The organism is Streptomyces sp. NPDC107521, assembly GCF_055598485.1.
Window position 1 is genome coordinate 148,023 of sequence record NZ_JBVKAT010000014.1, and the last position, 17,137, is coordinate 165,159.

The following is a 17,137-nucleotide window of genomic DNA, read 5'->3' on the forward strand; positions in this document are numbered from 1 at the left end:
GTCGCCGGACGGGCACGGCCGTTCGCCCCGCCCGGGGCACCGCCGCTCGCCCGCTCAGGGGCGCGGCGGGCGGACCGGGGGTCAGCCCGCCGCGGGTGCGAGGGGCACCCCGAGCCCTTCGACCACCTCCGCGCCCGGCAGTTCCGCGAGGGCCTTGCCCGGCACCAGGAGCTTGCCCCGGCGGCGGCCGCTGCCGACGAGGACGTAGGGCAGGTCGACGACGGCCGAGTCCACCAGCACCGGCCAGCCGTCGGGCAGGCCGACGGGAGTGATGCCGCCGTACTCCATGCCGCTCTCGCCGGTGGCCGTGTCCATCGGGGCGAAGGACGCCTTGCGGGCGCCGAGCGTGCGGCGCGCCACCCCGTTGACGTCGACCCGGGTGGTGGAGAGCACCACGCAGGCGGCGAGCGTGGTCCCGCCGCCGCGCCGGCCGGCCACCACCACGCAGTTCGCGGACCGCTCCAGCAGGTCGCGTCCGTAGTGCTCGACGAAGACGGCGGTGTCGGCCCACTGGGGGTCGGTGTCGACGTAGAGGATCCGCTCCGCCGGTACGGCGCCGCTCCAGCCGCGCACGGCGGCGGCGACCGGGGCGGTCAGTTCGTCGAGGCAGTCCGGGACGGGCGTGGCGTGGTCGAAGTCACCGATGGGTGCGCGCATGGCCGCACGCTAGCAACCGCCGCACCCGGACCGGCCCGCCGTCTCAGGGGACGGGCACCACGACGACCGCGCGGCCCCGGACGCCGGAGCGGTGAGCGGACCGAGCGGGCAGGGGCGGCGCGGAGGCGGGCACGAGCGGCACGGGCACGGGAGGCACGGGCACGGGCGGCACCCGGTGCCGGACCGGGAGCCGAGGCGCCCTGCGGCGCGGGCGGAACGCGGGACCGGGGGCCCGGCGAACACCGAGTCCACCCGGACGCGGAGGCCCGGGGCCCGCCGCAGCGGGCCGGTGACACGGGCGCACCGGAGCGACGACGAGCGCGGAGACCCTCCGGAACGGGGGCGAGGGCGGGGACGCGGGGCGGGAACGGGGACGCGGCCCCGCCCGGGCGGTTCCGGGTCGGCTCAGGGCGGGCCCGCCCGCCCCGGGGCGACACCGGTCACCTCAAGGCGGACCCGCCCGACCCGAAACGACCGGGTCGGCCCGAGACGATCCCTGTCACCTCAAGGCGGGCCCGCCCGGCCCGAGACGATCCCGGTCGGCCCGCGGCGGCCCCGGTCAGCCGTCCGCCGCCGGCTCCGCGAGCCCCGCCGTCCTCCCGCCGCCCCGGGCGTCCGGCGCGGCGGGAGCGGTGCTGGCGGCGGGCACGTCCGTCGCCGGCGCCCCCTCCTCCAGCGCCGACAGCGCCCGCAACTGCTCCGGGGTGATCCCCTCCGGCAGTGGCACCGGCGCCGGGGTCCGCAGCGGCGGCCGCCAGCCCCCGTCCGGTGTCCAGCGCCGTACGACACGGGCCGGGGCGCCCGCCACCACCGCGTGGTCGGGGACCGTGCCCCGCACCACGGCCCCGGCGGCGACCACCACGTTCCGTCCGATCCGGGCGCCGGGCAGGACGACCGCGCCGGTGCCGATCCAGCAGCCGGGGCCGATCTCCACCGGTTCCATCCGGGGCCACTGCTTGCCGATGGGCTGGTGGGGGTCGTCGTAGGAGTGGTTGGTGGAGGTCACGTAGACGTAGGGGCCGATGTAGCAGTCGCTGCCGATGGTGACCGAGGTGTCCGCGATGACATGGCTGCCCCGGCCCAGGACGACTCCGTCGCCGACGCGCAGGATCGGCTCGGGGCCGAGGTCGAGGTCGGGCATCAGACCGGCGGTCAGGGTGACCTGCTCCCCGATGACGCAGTGGGCGCCGAGGTGGATCCAGGGTTCGCCGAAGACGGTGCCGAGGGGGAAGGCGAGCCGGGTGCCGGTGCCGAGCGCGCCGAAGCGGAGGCGGCCGGGGTGCTCGGCGGTGACGGAACCGGTGCGCCGCACCCAGTCCCAGCCCGCGTGGACGGCCCGCTGCGCGAGCCGGCTCGGCCAGGACGAGAACGCGTTCTTCCGCTTGGGCACCCGCTCACCGTACTCAGGGCCCGCTCCGCGCGCGGTGCCGGACTCCTGTGATCTTCACCCCACGGGGTGGCGTACGGTGCCGTCCATCATCCGAGCGGGAGGCACACATGACCCACAAGGCGTTGATCGGCGCGATCGGCGGCAAGCGGCCCGAGGTGGCCGCGGCCGCCTTCCTGGCACCGACCTCGTCCGTCCTCGGCGACGTGAGGCTGGGCCCGGGGACGAGCGTCTGGTACGGGGCGGTGCTGCGGGGCGACACGGAGCGGATCTCCGTCGGCGCGGACAGCAACGTGCAGGACAACTGCACCCTGCACGCCGATCCCGGTTTCCCGGTGACGGTCGGGGAGCGGGTGTCGATCGGGCACAACGCGGTGGTGCACGGCGCGTCCGTCGGGGACGACTGCCTGATCGGCATGGGCGCCACGGTGCTCAACGGCGCGGAGATCGGGGCGGGCTCGCTGGTCGCGGCGCAGGCGCTGGTGCCGCAGGGGATGCGGGTGCCACCGGGGTCGCTGGTGGCCGGGGTGCCCGCCAAGGTCCGCCGGGAGCTGACCGCCGAGGAGCGCGAGGGGATCACGCGCAACGGCACGGCCTACGGGGAACTGGCGCGGGAGCACCGGGCGCTCCACGGGTGAGCCTCCGGCCGGTGCGCCGGACCCGGCCCCCGCGGGAGGGGCCGACGGCCGGGTTCAGTCGCCGGCCGCGACCGGCTCCGTCTCCGGCTGCCGCTGGGCGGACTGCGCCTTCGCCGCCTTGCGCTTGACGATCAGCATGGAGCCGATGCCGATGGCGACCGCGGCCACCAGGCCCAGCCAGGAGAAGCGCTTGAGCCAGGACTCCGCGACGACGCCGAGGTAGTAGATGACGGCCGTGGTGCCGCCCGCCCAGAGGATGCCGCCCAGGATGTTGGCGGTCAGGAACTTCCAGTAGGGCATGCGCAGCACACCGGCCAGCGGACCGGCGAAGATGCGCAGCAGGGCGACGAAGCGACCGAAGAAGACGGCCCACATGCCCCACTTCTGGAAGGACCGCTCGGCGGTGGCGATGTGCCCCTCGCTGAAGTGTTTCGGGAACTTCCGGCCGAGCCAGGCCAGCAGGGGCCGGCCGCCCTTGCGTCCGATGGCGTAGCCGATGGAGTCGCCGATGATCGCGCCGGCGGTGGCGCAGGCGCCCAGGACGAACGGGTCGATCCCGCCGTGCTGGGAGGAGAGGAGGGCCGCCGAGACCAGGATGATCTCGCCCGGCAGGGGGATGCCCAGGCTCTCCAGACCGATGACCAGGCCGACGACGGCGTAGACGGCCGCCGCGGGAACCGTGTCGAGCCATTCCTGGACGTGCAACGCAGCCCCCTCCGATTCGCGTGCCTTCCGCTCCGGGCGCGGCTCGCCGCTTCCCGGGGTGCGCCCTGGTCGGGGCGTCTCCCCCGAAAGCCTACCGGGTCGCCTCGGCCCGCCCGCTGGGCCGGAGGGTCCACGTCACCGTCATCTCCCCGGTGACCGTGCCGTCCTCGCGGCGGATCGCGACGCGCACCGGGAACTCCGGGCGGCGGCCCTCGTCCAGCTCCGCGACGACCTCGGCCGCCGGGCGGCCGAGCGTGGCGGTCGCGGTGACGGGGCCCAGGGCGATCCTCCTGAACGCGATCTCGGCGCTGACCGGCAGCGGGACGGCCCGGGAGAGCTGGTCCCCGAAGGCGGCCAGCACGACGGCGCCGCTGGCGGACTCGCCGAGGGTGAACATGGCCCCGGCGTGCGGGCCGCCCACGTGGTTGCGGTACTCGCTCCGGTCGGGCAGGGCGAGGACCGCCCGCTCCGGGGTGGTCTCCAGGTACTCCAGGTTCAGGGTCCGCACCATGGGCACCGTGGCGGCGAGCAGCTCGCCGATCGACATCTGGTCTGCGCTCATGACGACATGTTACCCATCGGTAGTACGCGGCGGCCGGAGCGGTCCGGTGTTCGCCGTATGCTTGCCGCCCATGTGGCCGGGAGAGCAGTCGTCCGCCGGGGGGCCGGGACGGCCCAACCCGTACCACCAGCCCGGATACCAGCAGCAGCCCTCTCCCCACGCCGGAGGGGGGCCCGCCCCCTGGAACGCTCCCACGGTCACCGCCGCCCCCGCGGCCACCCCCGCTCCCCCGGCGGGCGGCGGACCCTCCCGGCCGGGAGGCGGGCGGACGGGGGTGATCGCCACCGTCGCCGCGGCGGCCGTCGTGGTCGCCGGCTCGGTGACCGGGATCGTCCTGCTGGGCGGTGGCGGGGACGACCGGGCCGACCCGGCCCCGCCCGCCTCCTCCCCCGTGACGCCGGAGCCGCCGGCGTCGGCGTCGCCCGCCGCCGGCAACCCCCGGGACGGCGACGACGGGCCGCGTCCGACGGTCGACGGCTGGAGGACGGTGGTCAACCCCGGTCTCGGCATCGCCTTCGACGTGCCGTCCGCCTGGGCGCTCAAGCCGGTCACCTGGGTCAGCTGGGTCACGGACGACCAGGACCCCGACGAGAAGATGCTCGTCGGCATGAAGGCGCCGGCGGTGCTCAAGGAGAAGTGGTGCGGCGAGGACGCCGACCGCGACGGCCGCGTCGAGCACACGGAGCTGGCCGCGGCGGGCACCCGCGGCAACAAGAGCGCCCGCACCACCGGGGAGATCGCGCGGCACGACTCCTCGGAATGGGTCTTCGGCTCGTACGCCCAGCCCGACCGCGGGGCCGTCACGACCGGCCCGGTCACCTCCTTCACCACCGCCTCCGGCATCACCGGAAGCATCGCCACCTCGCGCTCCGCGGGCGCGCCCAGGAAGGGCCGGTGCGGCACCGAGGGCAAGGCCACGACCTTCGCCTTCCGGAGCGGCGACGGCGCCCTGGTGTCCTGGTCCTTCACCGGCGCCGCCGGGATCCGCGACGAGGTGCCCGACGGCACGGTCCGGCGGATCGCCGCCACCGTGCGGGAGTACACGCCGTCGGAGACCTGACCGCGCCGGGGGCCGCCGGGCACACCCGCACGGCCCCCGTTTCGGTACGTCCCTGACAAGGGCCGGTGACCGAATCGTTTCCCGGGCCCCACTAGGGTGCTGGGCATGTGGCCAGGACAGCAGCCGCCCGGGGGCGAGCAGAACCCGCAGCAGAACAACCCGTACCAACAGCCGGGATACCAGCAGCCGAATCCGTACCAGCAGCCCGGTTACCAGCAGCCGAACCCCTACGGGCAGCAGCCGCAGTGGGGCGCTCCGCAGGCTCCGGGCACCCCTCAGCCGCCCACCGTCGTCGGCGGCGGGAGCGGTGACGGCGGTGGTGGCGGCGGGAAGAACCGGACCAGGCTGGTGGCCCTCGTGGCCTCCCTCGCCGTGGTCGTGGCGGCGGGCGTCACCGGTTTCCTGGTGCTGGGCGGCGACAAGGACGACAAGGCCGACGACGGCAAGGACCCGAAGCCCGTCGCGAGCGGATCGGCGACCGGCTCGGCGTCCCCGTCGCAGGAGTCGCGGGATCCGAGCGCGCCGGTCTCCGGCGGCAACCCGCGCGGCGGCGACAGCGAGCGCGGGGACGGCGAGCTGGAGGCGACCGTCCCCGGCTGGAAGGTCGTCGCCAACCCGCGCTTCGGCACCCTCTTCGACGTGCCCGCCGACTGGGAGATCGAGACGCCCGACACCAGCGTCGGCTTCGAGTGGGAGGAGAAGGGCAAGACGGAGCGCACCAGCGTCACCGCGCCCGCCTACCTCAAGTCCAAGTGGTGCTCGACGGACGAGGACAAGGACGGCCGCAAGGAGAACACCGCGCTCGCCACCGCGGGCACCCGCGGCGAGAACGGCGCCAAGGACACCGACATGGCCGCCGAAACCCGGGTGCCGTGGTGGATCTACGGCGGTTACACCCAGCCGGACAAGAAGAGCGTCAAGTACGGCAAGGCCAAGCCCTACACCACCGCCTCCGGCATCGAGGGCAGTGTGATCACGGCCCACTCCGAGGGCACCCCCCAGAAGGGGAAGTGCGACAGCGAGGGCAAGGCCACCACCTTCGCCTTCAAGAACAGCGCGGGCGACTTCGTCACCTGGAACCTGTACGGCGCCAAGGGCGTCACCGACGAGGTGCCGGACGAGACGGTCCGGAAGATCCTCAGCACGGTGCGGCTGACCGAGGAGCCCCCGACGGAGGGATAGCCCTCCCCGGCGCGTTCCCGGCCCGGGTCGTGCACGGGCCGGCGCTCCGGGCGCCGCCGGCCGGCGACGGGGGCGAGGACCGCCCCCGCGCCCGTCCGGCCCCGCCGCCCCCGTCAGCCGATGCCGAACGCGCCGTCCGGCGGCGGGGGCGAGGGCCGCGCGTCCTCGTCCCGCACCGGCCGGGCGCCCCCGACCAGCTCCCGCAGGGCCGGTCCGTGCACGACCCGGGCCGGGAAGGCGTCGGCGGCGCAGCGCCGGGCCAGCGCGTCCGTGTCCAGGGGCTGCCGGGAGGCCAGGACCACGGCGTTGCCGAACCGGCGGCCCCGCAGCACCCCCGGTTCCGCGACGACCGCCACCTCCGCGAAGAGCTGGGCGAAACCGGCGAGTTGGGCCCGCAGGAAGCCGAACGGCGCCTGGTCCGCGAGGTTGGCGAGGTGCACCCCGCCGGTCCGCAGCACCCGTGCCGCCGCGCGGGCGTATCCGGCCGAGGCGAGCGACGCCGGTACCCGCGAGCCGCCGAAGACGTCGGCGACGATCACGTCGGCCGAGTCGTCCGGGGCCGCCTCCAGCCAGGCGCGGGCGTCGGCGGCGTGCGCGGTGACGCCCGCGCCCTCCGGCAGCGGCAGGTGCTCCAGGACGAGGCCGAGCAGTCCTCCGTCGGCCTCGACCACGTCCTGCCGGGAGCCGGGCCGGGTGGCGGCCACGTACCGGGGCAGGGTGAGCGCGCCGCCGCCGAGGTGCAGCACGTCCAGCGGGCGGCCCGGTGCGGCGAGGACGTCCAGGGCGTGCCCGATCCGGCGGGTGTACTCGAACTCCAGGTGCTCCGGGTCGTCCAGGTCCACGTAGGACTGCGGGGCACCGTCGACGGTGAGCAGCCAGGCCCGCTCGCGGTCGACGTCGGGCATCAGTTTGACGGTCCCCTGTCCGGTGACGAGGGAGACGGGCACGGCTTCGTTCACCGGGCCATTGTGCCGGGACGGGCCGGGAGCGCGGCGGGGAGGGGAGGGAGGCCGGGCAGGGGCAGCGGGGGCCACGCCGGGCAGGGGCAGCGGGGCGACGCCGGGCGGGGGCGCGGGGCGGGGCGGCGGAACGGTTCCGGCGCGGCACCATACGGCGATCACACACGGATGTCGGTTACTGTCACCGGATGCTCGATGCCACCACCCGCTCTGGGGGCACCGCCGCGGTCTCTCCCCGGACCGCCGGGACGGGGTTCTCCGTCACCACCACCATCACGGCGACGATGACCGGCACCGCCGGAAGCCCCGTCGCCACCGCGGGCGGCCCCGCCGCCGTCACCGGGCCGTGCGCCGGAGCCACCGCCGGTCCGGCCGCCCGAGTGACGAGAGCGCTGCTCTCCCCTTGGTCCCGGCTGTCGCTGCTGGTCGTCCTGCTCGCGTCGGCCGCCACCGCCGTGGTGCTGTTCCAGCCGCAGGACATGCTGACCCGGGGCTGGCCGCCGCACCTCGGCGGAGCCGCCGCCGCCCTCGCCTTCGCGCTGGCGTACGGGCTGTGCACCGTGGCCTTCGTGCCGCGCCCGCTGCTGAACCTGGCCGCCGGGGCGCTGTTCGCCTCGCAACTGGGCCTCGCCGCCGCGCTCGCGGGCACGGTGCTCGGCGCCGGGACCGCCTTCTGCCTGGGCCGGGTACTGGGCCAGGAGGCGCTGCGCCCGCTGCTGCGGGGGCGGTGGCTGAGAGCGGCGGACGGGCAGCTCAGCGAACACGGCTTCCGTTCGGTACTGGCGGCGCGGCTCTTCCCGGGCGTGCCCTTCGTCGCGGTCAACTACTGCGCGGCCGTCTCGCGGATGGGCCTGCCGCCGTTCCTGCTGGCCACGGCCCTCGGCTCGGTACCGAACACCGCCGCCTACGTGGTCGCCGGGTCCCGCGCCTCGACACCGACCTCCCCCGCCTTCCTGATCGCGCTGGCCTGCATCGCGCTGCCGGGCATCGCCGGCGCCGCGGTGGCCTGGCGCAAGCGGCACCGGCTGCGTGGGCACTGACGGCGGCGCCCGGCACACCCCGGACGGCGGCCGGTGACCCGGCCGGGCAGGGGGCCGCGGGACCCGTTCACCCCCGTGGCCCCGTCTTTACTTTCGGGCGCTACGCTGCCCCTCGACACGCCTGGACGCACGCTTGTGCGCCGTCCGGGTGTGCCCGTCGTCCGTTCCTCGATCGGCACTTGGACTCCTTAACTCCATGTCTTGGTTTGAATCCCTCGTCCTCGGACTCGTCCAGGGGCTGACCGAGTTCCTTCCCGTCTCCTCCAGCGCGCACCTGCGGCTGACCGCGGCGTTCTCCGGCTGGCACGACCCCGGGGCGGCCTTCACGGCCATCACCCAGATCGGCACCGAGGCGGCCGTCCTCATCTACTTCCGCAAGGACATCGGGCGCATCCTCGCCGCCTGGACGCGCTCGCTCACCGACCGCTCGATGCGCCGCGACCCGGACGCCCGGATGGGCTGGCTGGTGATCGTCGGCTCCATCCCGATCGGGGTGCTCGGCCTGACCCTCAAGGACCAGATCGAGGGCCCGTTCCGCGATCTGCGGCTGACCGCGACCATGCTGATCGTCGTCGGTGTGGTCATCGGCGTCGCGGACCGGCTCGCGGCCCGCGACGAGCAGGGCGGCCGGCACCGCGCGCCCCGTCGGCGCAAGGAGCTGACGGACATCGGCGTGCGCGACGGCCTGATCTACGGCGCCTGCCAGGCGATGGCGCTGATCCCGGGTGTCTCCCGCTCCGGGGCGACCATCAGCGGCGGCCTGTTCATGGGGTACCGCCGCGAGGCCGCCGCCCGGTACTCGTTCCTGCTGGCGATCCCCGCGGTGCTCGCCTCCGGGCTGTTCGAGCTGAAGGACGCCATGGGCAGCGGCCATGTGTCCTGGGGACCGACGCTGTTCGCGACGGTCGTCGCCTTCGCCTCCGGGTACGCGGTCATCGCGTGGTTCATGAAGTTCATCTCCACCAAGAGCTTCATGCCGTTCGTCTGGTACCGGATCGCCCTCGGCATCCTGCTGTTCGTGCTGGTGGGAGCCGGTGTGCTGAGCCCGCACGCGGGCGAATCCGGCGGCTGAACCAGGGCCGTACAGGTAGCGCTGTCGAGCATTTCCTGGCGCCTGATTGCAGCACCACGCCATGATCATCTCCCACTTGTCTCCCACTCATCTCCCACTGGGGAGCCGGGATACGCCCCACTAGGACGTGTGCGTCCGCAAAGCAGGGGATGACGCAGGAGGGCCCGTGCAGCAGCGCGGGCCCTCCCGTACAGAGGGGCGACAATCTGGTGACGGTGTCCTGCGTGGCGACCGTGTCGTCCAGCACGGTGGAGTCCAGCGCCCGCCGGTGCTTGCCCTTGAGGACCCCGGTGGCCTTCACCACCTCGCGCACCGCCTCGAAGACCCGGTTGGGCCGCACCGAGCGGGAAAGACGGCGGCGGAAGTAGGCCAGCAGGGACGGGGCGAACGCCATGTCATAGAAAAGCCCAGCCCGCACGCGGCCTTCCACCGCGGGTCACACCGCAGTTCCTGGACCGTTTCGAAGTCCGACAGCCCGTGCAGGGCCTGCAACGTGATCGTCGCGGCCAGAATCTGCGGTGGCATGCTGGGCCGCCCGTTCGCCGACGGGTACATGTCCGCGAACGTCTCCGCCGGGAACAGCGCACCGCGATGCTCGGCCAGGAATGCGAACACACTCCCCGCCGGGATCAACTCCCGGCAGGTCTCCCACACATCCGGCCCGACCGCCTCCCCGGCCCATTCCCCCATCACCACAAGAAGGAGTCTGGCCCCACCGCTCACGCGGCAGGGCCAGAACCCAAGATCTTCATGAGTCTTCTAGTGCCGGATGTTGCGGGCGAAGACGTGGTAGCGGCCGTTCTCCACGTCGCTGCCGGGCAGCAGGTTGCCGCTGGAGGATTCGAAGACCACCGTGGTGCCGCGGGCATCGACGAACGGCGTGCTCGATGTGCCGTTGCCGATCGAGCCGCGCGGGGTGGTGGCCACCCGTTCGGTACGCCCGGTGCGCAGGTCGTGGCGGTAGACGTCCGTGCTCTGCTGCGGGCCGGCCACCAGGTTGTCGGCGCGGGAGGCGAAGTAGACCCAGCGGTTGTCCGCGGTGATGGCGCCCTGGTGGGAGTCGCCGGTCGTGCCGGTTCCGGGGAGCGGGGTGCTGACCAGCTTCACGGTGCCGGTGCGCAGGTTGCGGGCGTAGAGCTCCAGATGGTTGGTCTTGCGGGGTGGCGCGCTGGGCGTGGACAGCGAGTAGAGGGCGGTCCGCCCGTCCGGGCTGATGACGGCGTCGAGGGCGGCCCGGGCGGGTACGCCGGCCGGGTTGGTGGCGGCGACGCGGGTGGTGCCGGTCGCCAGGTCGCGGACGTAGTACCCGGCGAGACGCGCCACCGTGAGGTCCTGCCCGGACTCGGGGTCGGTCGGGTCGGTCGGGTCCTCCGGGTCGGTCGGGCCCTCGGGTACCGGGAGCAGTTCGGTGGCGGTGGAGCTGAAGCCGATCGTGCGGCCGTCGGCGCTGATGGTCGGGTTGGTGGATTTGCCGTTGTAGGGCGAGCCGTCCGCGGTGGTGCTGATCATCCGGGTGGTGTGGGTCCAGCGGTCGGTCACGTAGATGTCGTAGGGCTGGGGGTGCGGTTTCAGTGAGGGGGTCTTGTTGGCGGGCAGCAGGTCGGTGCGGGTGGAGGCGAAGGCCACGTAGCGGCCGTTCGCGCTGATGGACGGGCTGTCGGCCGTGTACTTGGAATGGTCGACCGTGCCGTTGCCGGCGCTGATCAGCTCGGTGCGGCCGGTCCGGCGGTCACGGACGTAGATGTTGGCGTCCCCGATGGGCTTGTGGCCGTCCACCGGGGTGAGGTCGAGGCTGGTGAAGGCGACGTAGCGGCCGTTCGCGCTGATCACTCCGTCGTGGCTCCCCATTGGGGTGCCGTCGGTGAGCACGCTGATCCGTTCGGTGCGGCCGTGGCGCAGGTCCCGGACGTACACCTGTTCGTCCGTGGAGGGCTGTGCGACCAGATTGTCGGCGTCCGAGGTGAACAGTGCGTAATGGCCGTCGGCGCTGACGCCGAGACTCGAGCCCCCGCCGTTCGGTTTGGCGCCGTCGAGGCCGACGTCGGCCTGGCTGGTGGTGCCGCGCGGCGCCGGGGCGGCCTGGGCCGGAGCGGCGGCCAGGGCGAGCACGGCGGCGGTGGCCAGGACGGCTCCGACTCCGGCGGCGGTCAGCCGACGGCCCCCATTGGCCCTGCCGGCTCGAGTGATCGGTTGCATGACAGTCATTCCCCCCTCGTGAAGGGCCCGCCGCTTCCTCTCCCCGGCGGCGGGCACGGGGGACAGCCAAGCCGCGAGCGGCGGCAGCGGTCAACGGAGGTGACGAAAGTGGCCAGAAAGGACATCACCGGCCGTACGTAATTCTCCACTTGACGAGAAGCCGGTAGGTGGTGGGCCGGTCACGATGGCGGCGAGGGTGAGGGCGCTCGGGCGTGCGCTCGTAACGACAGTGGAGCCGACAGCAGCCCGTTCAGCCGGGACGTTCAAGACCCATCGGTGACGTCTCAGCTGCAGTGAGGCTCAGTCATCCGGCCGGCGGATCGCCGAGAAGCCCCACCGGGACCTGGCCGTCGGCCCCGCCGGGCACACCGCCCCGAGACCGCTCTTCTCCGGAATGAACGACGGCCAGGAGCTGGGCGCAGTTGCTGAGGGATCCGCCGTCGCGTGGTGGTGCGCAGCCCGCGGGCTGTAAGCCTGCGGGCCTGCGGGGCCACCACGTCCGAGCTGACGGAACAGGTCCTCGCAACCAGCGCCCAGGGGCCCCGCCTGCGCCAGCGTCTGGTCCTGGCTGCGAGAAGACCGTGCCCAATGGCCTACTTCGGCGGTTCTTCACTCACCGCGGCGGCCAAGACCCGCCAGGCTCCCGGTCCAGCAGGACGGGGCCGCAGCCGGGAGCCTCCACTGACTTCGGCTTGTCAGGGTGATGTTGGGGCCGTAGTCGTGGAGCCCTGGATGGATGATCCGTCCAGGGCTCCACGGTATATTCCCGGCCGGTTTCCATCCGAACCGTTGACCGTGGGCGGCGTCCGACGCTTACCTCTTCCCCGGGGCCCACCCACGGGGAGTAGCGGCGGGCCGTATCGACGTCAGGGGAGGACGCACACCGTGCGACCGACGAACCGAACCGCCCGTACGACCCGCAGCCGCCGACTGGCGCGCGCCGCCTGCCTGCTCGCCGTGGCCGCCGCCGTCACCGTCACCGTCACCGCCGCACCGGCCCAGGCCGCTCCGTCGTGGGGCCGCATCACCCAGGTCGACCTCGGCGTGGACGGCGCCGGGGCGAACCAGCAGTCCATGAGCCTGGGCATCAGCGGCAACGGCCGCTACGCGCTGTTCCACTCGGCCGCGACGAACCTGGTGCCGGACGCGACCTCCGGCCGCGGGCTGTACGTCCGCGACCTGCGGACCGGCCGCACCGAGCTGGTCAGCCGCACTGCCGACGGCGCCCCGTTCCCCCCGGACCCCGATGAGGCGGGCATCAGCGGCGACGGCCGCTACATCGTGTTCTCCGCCGAGGTGAACGGGGCGTACAACGTCTACGTCCGCGACCGGGTGAAGGGCCGCACCAGCGCCGTCACCAACGGCACCGCGTCCGGCACGGGCCACTCCTACGAGCCGGCCATCAGCGCGGACGGCCGGCGCATCGTCTTCATGTCGACCCGCACCGATCTCGTGCCGGGGGCGCCCGTCGCGCCGAACACGCGGAACGTCTACGTCATCGACCGCGTCACCGGCGCCACCCGCCTGGTCAGCGTCGGAGCCGACGGGCAGGCCGCCAGCGGCGACTCGGAGCACCCGACGATCAGCGCCGACGGCCGGACGGTCGGCTTCACTTCCAAGGCCAGGAACCTCCTGCCGGCGACGGACGGCGCCACCGCCGACCTGGCCCGGCTGCGCTTCACCACCCTCTACGCCACCGACCTCGACAGCGGCACCACCGTCGTCGCGGGCCTCGACCCCGACGGGACGCCCGGCGCGGCGGCCCCGACCATCCGTCTCAGTCCCGACGGCCGCTACGTCGCCTACGCCCTCAGTGCGATCCCGCTGCCGGGCGGCAAGGCCCGTACCGAGCTCTTCGTCAACGACCTGCGGACGAACCGGGTCCAGAGCATCCGGACCTCCACCAACCCGGACGCGATCTGCTGGGGGGAGCCCGACGCGGCCATCACGGCCGACGACCGGTGGATCTACTTCGCCGGCGGCTGCTCCGACACGATCATCCGGGCCGGCCAGGCGCGCTTCGACCTGTACCGGCAGAACCTCCGGACCGGGCGCACCGAACTGGTCACCGGGGCCCCCGACGGCACGCCGCTGGCCGGCGCCGCGGCCAGCCTCTTCGTGACCGACAACGGCAGGACGGTGCTGTTCAGCGACACCAACTCCGACCTGGTCCCGGACGGCAGGAGGAGCTCCGACTGGCAGGTCTACATCCGCTCCCTGAAGAACAGCTGACGGGCGGCCGGGCAGCTGCGCCGCTCGCTGGCCGCCCCGGGCACGCTCCCGGGTGACAGGTCAGGCGGGTCTGGCCGGCTCCGCACGGGTGAGTTCCACCCACCGCCGTCCGGGGTGCCCCACTGCCCCGCAGGAGCCGTCCACGCCCACCAGGAAGTGGCCTGGCAGCTGGAAGTCGCCGACGGTGTCCCCGATCTTGGGGGGGGTGGGCCATGTGGTATCTCGATTCGTTGCTCGGTGCGGGCGCCCGCGGACGGCGGCGGTCGGGAGGATCAGGCGGGAAGGGGCATCAGGAGTAGCGGGTCGGTGGTGGGCTGGGGGGAACCTCCGGCGGGTTCGAGGGTGAGGCCGACGGCGCCGGCGTCGGCGGGGTTGCCGGTGAGGATGACGGTGCCGTCGTGGTCGATGAGCCCGGCGGGGCGCATGGTGCCGTCGTGGTCGAGCCACAGCTGGTACGTCTTGCCCGCCCCTGGTGTGGGGAGGTTGGCGGCGGTGAAAACCGCCTTGTTCTGCCGGTCGGAAGCGACCACCGTGGTCAGCGCGCCGTTGGCGGCCCGCCCGTGGACGGTGCGCGCATCGGGTGCGGCCAGAACCGTGCTGATCGTGTCGAGTCGCTGCTGGGCCTGGCGGGCCTGGGCCTTGAGGTCTTGTCCGTTCTGCGTCTGCCACACGGCGATGCCGCCGAGTGCGGCGGCAGCCACGCTGGCCGCCAGGGCGAGCGGCACAGCCTTGCGCCGCAGCATGCCATCACCGGGAGAGGGCGTGGCGGTGTGCGTGGGAACACGCGGCGGAAGCTGGCGGACCCCGTCGATGGCGGCCATGACCTGCGCCTTGATCACGGCGGGTGGCGGCTGTGCGACGGCTGCGGCCAGGCGTGCCGCGGTCGCTTCGAGTTCGGCGGCTTCCTGCCGGCATGCCTCACAGGCTTGAAGGTGGGCGTCGAAAGCGGCTCGTTCGTCGTCTTCGAGTGCGCCGAGGACGTAGGCGGCGGCGAGGGTGTGGGCGTCGGTGGCGTGGTGGTTCATGTGGTCACCCCCATGCAGTCGCGGAGCCGGATGAGCCCGTCGCGCATGCGTGTCTTGATGGTCGGAAGCGGTGTGCGCAGGGCTTCGGCGACTTCACGGTAGGTCAGCCCCTGGTAGTAGGCCAGGGCCACCGCCTGACGCTGCAGTTCGGTCAGGCCGCGCAGACAGCGGCGTACCTGCTCGGAGTCGAGCCGTGTTTCGACCTGTTCGGCGACCTCGTCGAAGGCGGTGGTGTGTTCGCGGGCCGCCTGGGCGTGCTCGCGGTCGGTGGCGGCCTGGGCGGAGCGGACCCGGTCCACGGCCCGCCGGTGGGCGATGGTGGCCGCCCACGTGGTGACGGAGCCGGCGTCGGGGCGGTAGCGGGCGGCTTGGCGCCACAGGTCGATCATGACCTCTTGGGCGACCTCCTCGGACTGCGCACGGTCGCGGACGACCTTGATCACGATTCCGAAGACCATCGGTGCCAGAGCGTCGTACAGGACGGAGAAGGCCTGTTTGTCGCCGTGGGCGACCTTCTGCATGGTCTCGGTGAGGTCGCGGCGGGCAGGGTCGGAGGGACGGCCGGTGTTGAAGGGGATCGGTTGGTTCACCTGCGGGGCTCCGGCCGTGGAGAGAAGGCGAAGCGGCGGCCTGGGGCGGCCGTCGGGGGGCGGGGCATCCATCGCATGCCGGTCCTTGTGTCGTCGCTGGTGCGGGACCGGACCGCCCAGGGGGCGGTCCGGCCTTGGAAACCTGTGCGTGATTCGCCTGTTCTTCGTAGCCGACAGGCCTGCGGATGGGAGGCCACTTCGTCACCTCCACGCACCGGGAGTGACCCGTTGGAGGGAACCCGGCCCCCTCGGGCAAGCCGGTCGGGCTACGGCGGCGAAGACCGGTCGTGAGGGATCCCGAAGGTGTTCACGGGCTTCCTCACCGGACGCGCGGGACCTCCGCGCGTCCGGACACCCTCACGGGAGGTACATGGACATGCTGCGTGTGCGACGAGGCCTGGCAGTGGCCCTGGCGGCCGGCGCGGTCGTGGTGGCGGGCGCGTCGGTGGCATCCGCCGACGCGGGCGCGCAGGGCCTGACCGCGGGCTCGCCGGGCGTGCTCTCGGGCAACCTCGTCCAGGTACCGATCCACATCCCGGTCAACGCCTGCGGCAACACCGTCAGCGTCCTCGGGCTGCTGAACCCGTCCTTCGGCAACACCTGCATCAACACCTGACCGTCTGCCGCGGGCACAGCTCCGGTCAGGCGCCGTCAAGACGGGAAGACACCGGCCGGTGACCCGCCCCGGCGCGGGCGCAGCGCGGCCCTGGGTACGCGCCGCGTGCGAAACCGCTGCCGGGCGGGTCGGCCGCGGGTGGCTGTCGGCACAGCCACCCGCAGTACCTCTTCTCTCACTGGGCCTGCCATTTCCTCCGGTCCGAACGGCTGACGAACAGATCCGCACCCAGAGCACGGACGATCTTCAGGCCGCGGCCGCCCGGCCCGATCCGCCGCGTCCCCTCATCAGGGGATCGGGCCGCCATGTCGCCGGAGCCGTCGGCGACGGCGACGGCGATGCCCGCCCGTCCCGGCTCCAGGCTCACCGTGAGCGCGTAGGGGCCGTGCGCGTGCAGTACGGCGTTGGTGACCAGCTCGGAGACGATGAGGAGAAGATCCTCGGCCACCGCACGCGGGCAGACAGCCGGCTCCAGGGCCAGCATCCGTGCCACGTTCTGACGGGCGTGCCGGGCAGCCGGGGCACCCGCCGGGAGCGGGAGATGCATGGTGGACGGGCACCCGCAGGACGCGATTGCGGTGACCGTGATCATTCCTCACGATCGGCGACACCCGCACCCGCTCCTGGGCGGGCCGGAAAGCTGGGAGGCAACAGAGTGGGGTTCCGGTGGTTCCGGAACCCCACGACGGCCCTGCACGGGCTACCGCTTGTCGTGGCAGTTCCAGTGGCCGGGAACCCAGTGGTTGACGTAGTGGCCGGGCACCCAGCGCTGCTTCCGGTAGCCCTTGCCCCACCATCCGTCGTGCCACTTACCGTGGTGGTCCTGGTAGCCGTGGTGCCAGGTGCCCTGGTGCCACTTCCATTCCCAGTGACCCTTGACCCATTTCTGAGCCCAGTGGCCCTTAACCCAGTCGCACCGCTCATGGCGGTCCCACGAGTCGTGCCGGTGGTCCCGGTCACCGGTGACCGCCGACGTCACCGCGGACGGCGCTGGTGCCGCGTTAGCCGTTGCGGCCACGCAGCACGGCCGCGCCGGCCAGCAGACCGGCCGACGCGGCCCCTGCCACCAGCCTGCGCACGTTCACGGATACGGTCATCGCACTCACCTCCCTTGAATCCAGTCGATCGCGGAATCGGTGTGCTGCGGGCCCCTTCAGGAGCCTCACGCGAAGGATTCAGGACGAACCGGCCAAGGATTGCGCCTTTGGCGCAAACA

The 17,137-nt window shown here is 73.4% G+C and carries 17 protein-coding genes and 1 pseudogene; 7 read left to right on the forward strand and 11 right to left on the reverse strand.

What is annotated here, in order from left to right:
- Nucleotides 1-81: 81 nt before the first annotated feature.
- Nucleotides 82-657: a YbaK/EbsC family protein gene (locus tag ACZ7LB_RS21380; RefSeq protein WP_471470305.1), complete on the reverse strand. Its 576-nt coding sequence runs from the start codon at nucleotides 655-657 to the stop codon at nucleotides 82-84.
- A gap of 559 nt (nucleotides 658-1,216) precedes the next feature.
- On the reverse strand, nucleotides 1,217-2,047 hold the full coding sequence (locus ACZ7LB_RS21385; RefSeq protein ID WP_471470307.1) for an acyltransferase: 831 nt from the start codon (nucleotides 2,045-2,047) through the stop codon (nucleotides 1,217-1,219).
- A gap of 107 nt (nucleotides 2,048-2,154) precedes the next feature.
- Between ACZ7LB_RS21385 and ACZ7LB_RS21390 the strand changes: the two genes are divergently transcribed.
- Complete coding sequence (locus ACZ7LB_RS21390; protein WP_471470309.1) at nucleotides 2,155-2,682, forward strand: gamma carbonic anhydrase family protein; 528 nt, start codon at nucleotides 2,155-2,157, stop codon at nucleotides 2,680-2,682.
- 54 nt (nucleotides 2,683-2,736) lie between these two features.
- Here the strand turns inward: ACZ7LB_RS21390 and ACZ7LB_RS21395 are convergent, their stop codons facing one another.
- Nucleotides 2,737-3,387: a DedA family protein gene (locus tag ACZ7LB_RS21395; protein WP_161226725.1), complete on the reverse strand. Its 651-nt coding sequence runs from the start codon at nucleotides 3,385-3,387 to the stop codon at nucleotides 2,737-2,739.
- A 91-nt stretch (nucleotides 3,388-3,478) separates the two neighbouring features.
- Nucleotides 3,479-3,934 (reverse strand): DUF4442 domain-containing protein, encoded by a 456-nt coding sequence (locus ACZ7LB_RS21400; RefSeq protein ID WP_471470397.1) that lies wholly within the window; start codon nucleotides 3,932-3,934, stop codon nucleotides 3,479-3,481.
- Nucleotides 3,935-4,223: 289 nt separating this feature from the next.
- Here ACZ7LB_RS21400 and ACZ7LB_RS21405 point away from each other — a divergent pair, with 289 nt between their 5' ends.
- Nucleotides 4,224-5,009 (forward strand): DUF8017 domain-containing protein, encoded by a 786-nt coding sequence (locus ACZ7LB_RS21405; protein ID WP_471470311.1) that lies wholly within the window; start codon nucleotides 4,224-4,226, stop codon nucleotides 5,007-5,009.
- A gap of 105 nt (nucleotides 5,010-5,114) precedes the next feature.
- Nucleotides 5,115-6,191, forward strand: coding sequence for a DUF8017 domain-containing protein (locus ACZ7LB_RS21410; protein WP_471470313.1), 1,077 nt, complete (start codon nucleotides 5,115-5,117; stop codon nucleotides 6,189-6,191).
- 113 nt (nucleotides 6,192-6,304) lie between these two features.
- Here the strand turns inward: ACZ7LB_RS21410 and ACZ7LB_RS21415 are convergent, their stop codons facing one another.
- A complete protein-coding gene (locus ACZ7LB_RS21415; RefSeq protein ID WP_471470315.1) occupies nucleotides 6,305-7,150 on the reverse strand; it encodes a spermidine synthase in 846 nt (281 codons plus the stop codon).
- A 188-nt stretch (nucleotides 7,151-7,338) separates the two neighbouring features.
- On the opposite strand from ACZ7LB_RS21415, the gene ACZ7LB_RS21420 reads away from it, so the two are divergent.
- Both ACZ7LB_RS21420 and ACZ7LB_RS21425 read left to right on the forward strand, forming a co-directional pair.
- Nucleotides 7,339-8,190, forward strand: a complete 852-nt coding sequence (locus ACZ7LB_RS21420; protein ID WP_471470317.1) for a TVP38/TMEM64 family protein — start codon at nucleotides 7,339-7,341, stop codon at nucleotides 8,188-8,190.
- Between the two features lie 196 nt (nucleotides 8,191-8,386).
- Nucleotides 8,387-9,262: an undecaprenyl-diphosphate phosphatase gene (locus ACZ7LB_RS21425; RefSeq protein WP_471470319.1), complete on the forward strand. Its 876-nt coding sequence runs from the start codon at nucleotides 8,387-8,389 to the stop codon at nucleotides 9,260-9,262.
- Between the two features lie 202 nt (nucleotides 9,263-9,464).
- Here ACZ7LB_RS21425 and ACZ7LB_RS21430 read toward each other — a convergent pair.
- Nucleotides 9,465-9,952: pseudogene (locus ACZ7LB_RS21430) on the reverse strand (transposase); the annotation flags it as partial.
- Between the two features lie 69 nt (nucleotides 9,953-10,021).
- Nucleotides 10,022-11,458 (reverse strand): TolB family protein, encoded by a 1,437-nt coding sequence (locus ACZ7LB_RS21435; RefSeq protein WP_471470321.1) that lies wholly within the window; start codon nucleotides 11,456-11,458, stop codon nucleotides 10,022-10,024.
- Between the two features lie 885 nt (nucleotides 11,459-12,343).
- On the opposite strand from ACZ7LB_RS21435, the gene ACZ7LB_RS21440 reads away from it, so the two are divergent.
- The gene (locus tag ACZ7LB_RS21440; RefSeq protein ID WP_471470323.1) at nucleotides 12,344-13,690 is read left to right on the forward strand and encodes a hypothetical protein; all 1,347 of its coding nucleotides are present in this window, start codon (nucleotides 12,344-12,346) and stop codon (nucleotides 13,688-13,690) included.
- Between the two features lie 272 nt (nucleotides 13,691-13,962).
- Here the strand turns inward: ACZ7LB_RS21440 and ACZ7LB_RS21445 are convergent, their stop codons facing one another.
- Together ACZ7LB_RS21445 and sigK are read right to left on the reverse strand one after the other, a co-directional pair.
- On the reverse strand, nucleotides 13,963-14,715 hold the full coding sequence (locus ACZ7LB_RS21445) for an anti-sigma factor (RefSeq protein ID WP_471470325.1): 753 nt from the start codon (nucleotides 14,713-14,715) through the stop codon (nucleotides 13,963-13,965).
- The gene (gene sigK, locus ACZ7LB_RS21450; protein ID WP_471470327.1) at nucleotides 14,712-15,305 is read right to left on the reverse strand and encodes an ECF RNA polymerase sigma factor SigK; all 594 of its coding nucleotides are present in this window, start codon (nucleotides 15,303-15,305) and stop codon (nucleotides 14,712-14,714) included. The genes ACZ7LB_RS21445 and sigK overlap by 4 nt, the downstream gene beginning before the upstream one ends.
- 376 nt (nucleotides 15,306-15,681) lie before the next feature.
- Here sigK and ACZ7LB_RS21455 point away from each other — a divergent pair, with 376 nt between their 5' ends.
- Nucleotides 15,682-15,921, forward strand: a complete 240-nt coding sequence (locus tag ACZ7LB_RS21455) for a chaplin (protein WP_471470329.1) — start codon at nucleotides 15,682-15,684, stop codon at nucleotides 15,919-15,921.
- Nucleotides 15,922-16,096: 175 nt separating this feature from the next.
- Here ACZ7LB_RS21455 and ACZ7LB_RS21460 read toward each other — a convergent pair whose 3' ends face one another.
- Both ACZ7LB_RS21460 and ACZ7LB_RS21465 read right to left on the reverse strand, forming a co-directional pair.
- A complete protein-coding gene (locus ACZ7LB_RS21460) occupies nucleotides 16,097-16,513 on the reverse strand; it encodes an ATP-binding protein (RefSeq protein ID WP_471470330.1) in 417 nt (138 codons plus the stop codon).
- 108 nt (nucleotides 16,514-16,621) lie between these two features.
- A complete protein-coding gene (locus tag ACZ7LB_RS21465) occupies nucleotides 16,622-16,900 on the reverse strand; it encodes a hypothetical protein (RefSeq protein ID WP_471470331.1) in 279 nt (92 codons plus the stop codon).
- Nucleotides 16,901-17,137 lie beyond the last annotated feature (237 nt).

What these genes read in the sequence shown, in the direction of transcription:
- ACZ7LB_RS21420 (WP_471470317.1), top strand. Translation starts at nt 7,339, where the DNA reads ATGCTCGATGCCACCACCCGCTCTGGGGGCACCGCCGCGGTCTCTCCC.
- ACZ7LB_RS21380 (WP_471470305.1), bottom strand. Translation starts at nt 657, where the DNA reads ATGCGCGCACCCATCGGTGACTTCGACCACGCCACGCCCGTCCCGGAC.
- ACZ7LB_RS21425 (WP_471470319.1), top strand. Translation starts at nt 8,387, where the DNA reads ATGTCTTGGTTTGAATCCCTCGTCCTCGGACTCGTCCAGGGGCTGACC.
- ACZ7LB_RS21435 (WP_471470321.1), bottom strand. Translation starts at nt 11,458, where the DNA reads ATGCAACCGATCACTCGAGCCGGCAGGGCCAATGGGGGCCGTCGGCTG.
- ACZ7LB_RS21390 (WP_471470309.1), top strand. Translation starts at nt 2,155, where the DNA reads ATGACCCACAAGGCGTTGATCGGCGCGATCGGCGGCAAGCGGCCCGAG.
- ACZ7LB_RS21455 (WP_471470329.1), top strand. Translation starts at nt 15,682, where the DNA reads ATGCTGCGTGTGCGACGAGGCCTGGCAGTGGCCCTGGCGGCCGGCGCG.
- ACZ7LB_RS21400 (WP_471470397.1), bottom strand. Translation starts at nt 3,934, where the DNA reads ATGTCGATCGGCGAGCTGCTCGCCGCCACGGTGCCCATGGTGCGGACC.
- ACZ7LB_RS21410 (WP_471470313.1), top strand. Translation starts at nt 5,115, where the DNA reads ATGTGGCCAGGACAGCAGCCGCCCGGGGGCGAGCAGAACCCGCAGCAG.
- ACZ7LB_RS21460 (WP_471470330.1), bottom strand. Translation starts at nt 16,513, where the DNA reads ATGATCACGGTCACCGCAATCGCGTCCTGCGGGTGCCCGTCCACCATG.
- ACZ7LB_RS21445 (WP_471470325.1), bottom strand. Translation starts at nt 14,715, where the DNA reads ATGAACCACCACGCCACCGACGCCCACACCCTCGCCGCCGCCTACGTC.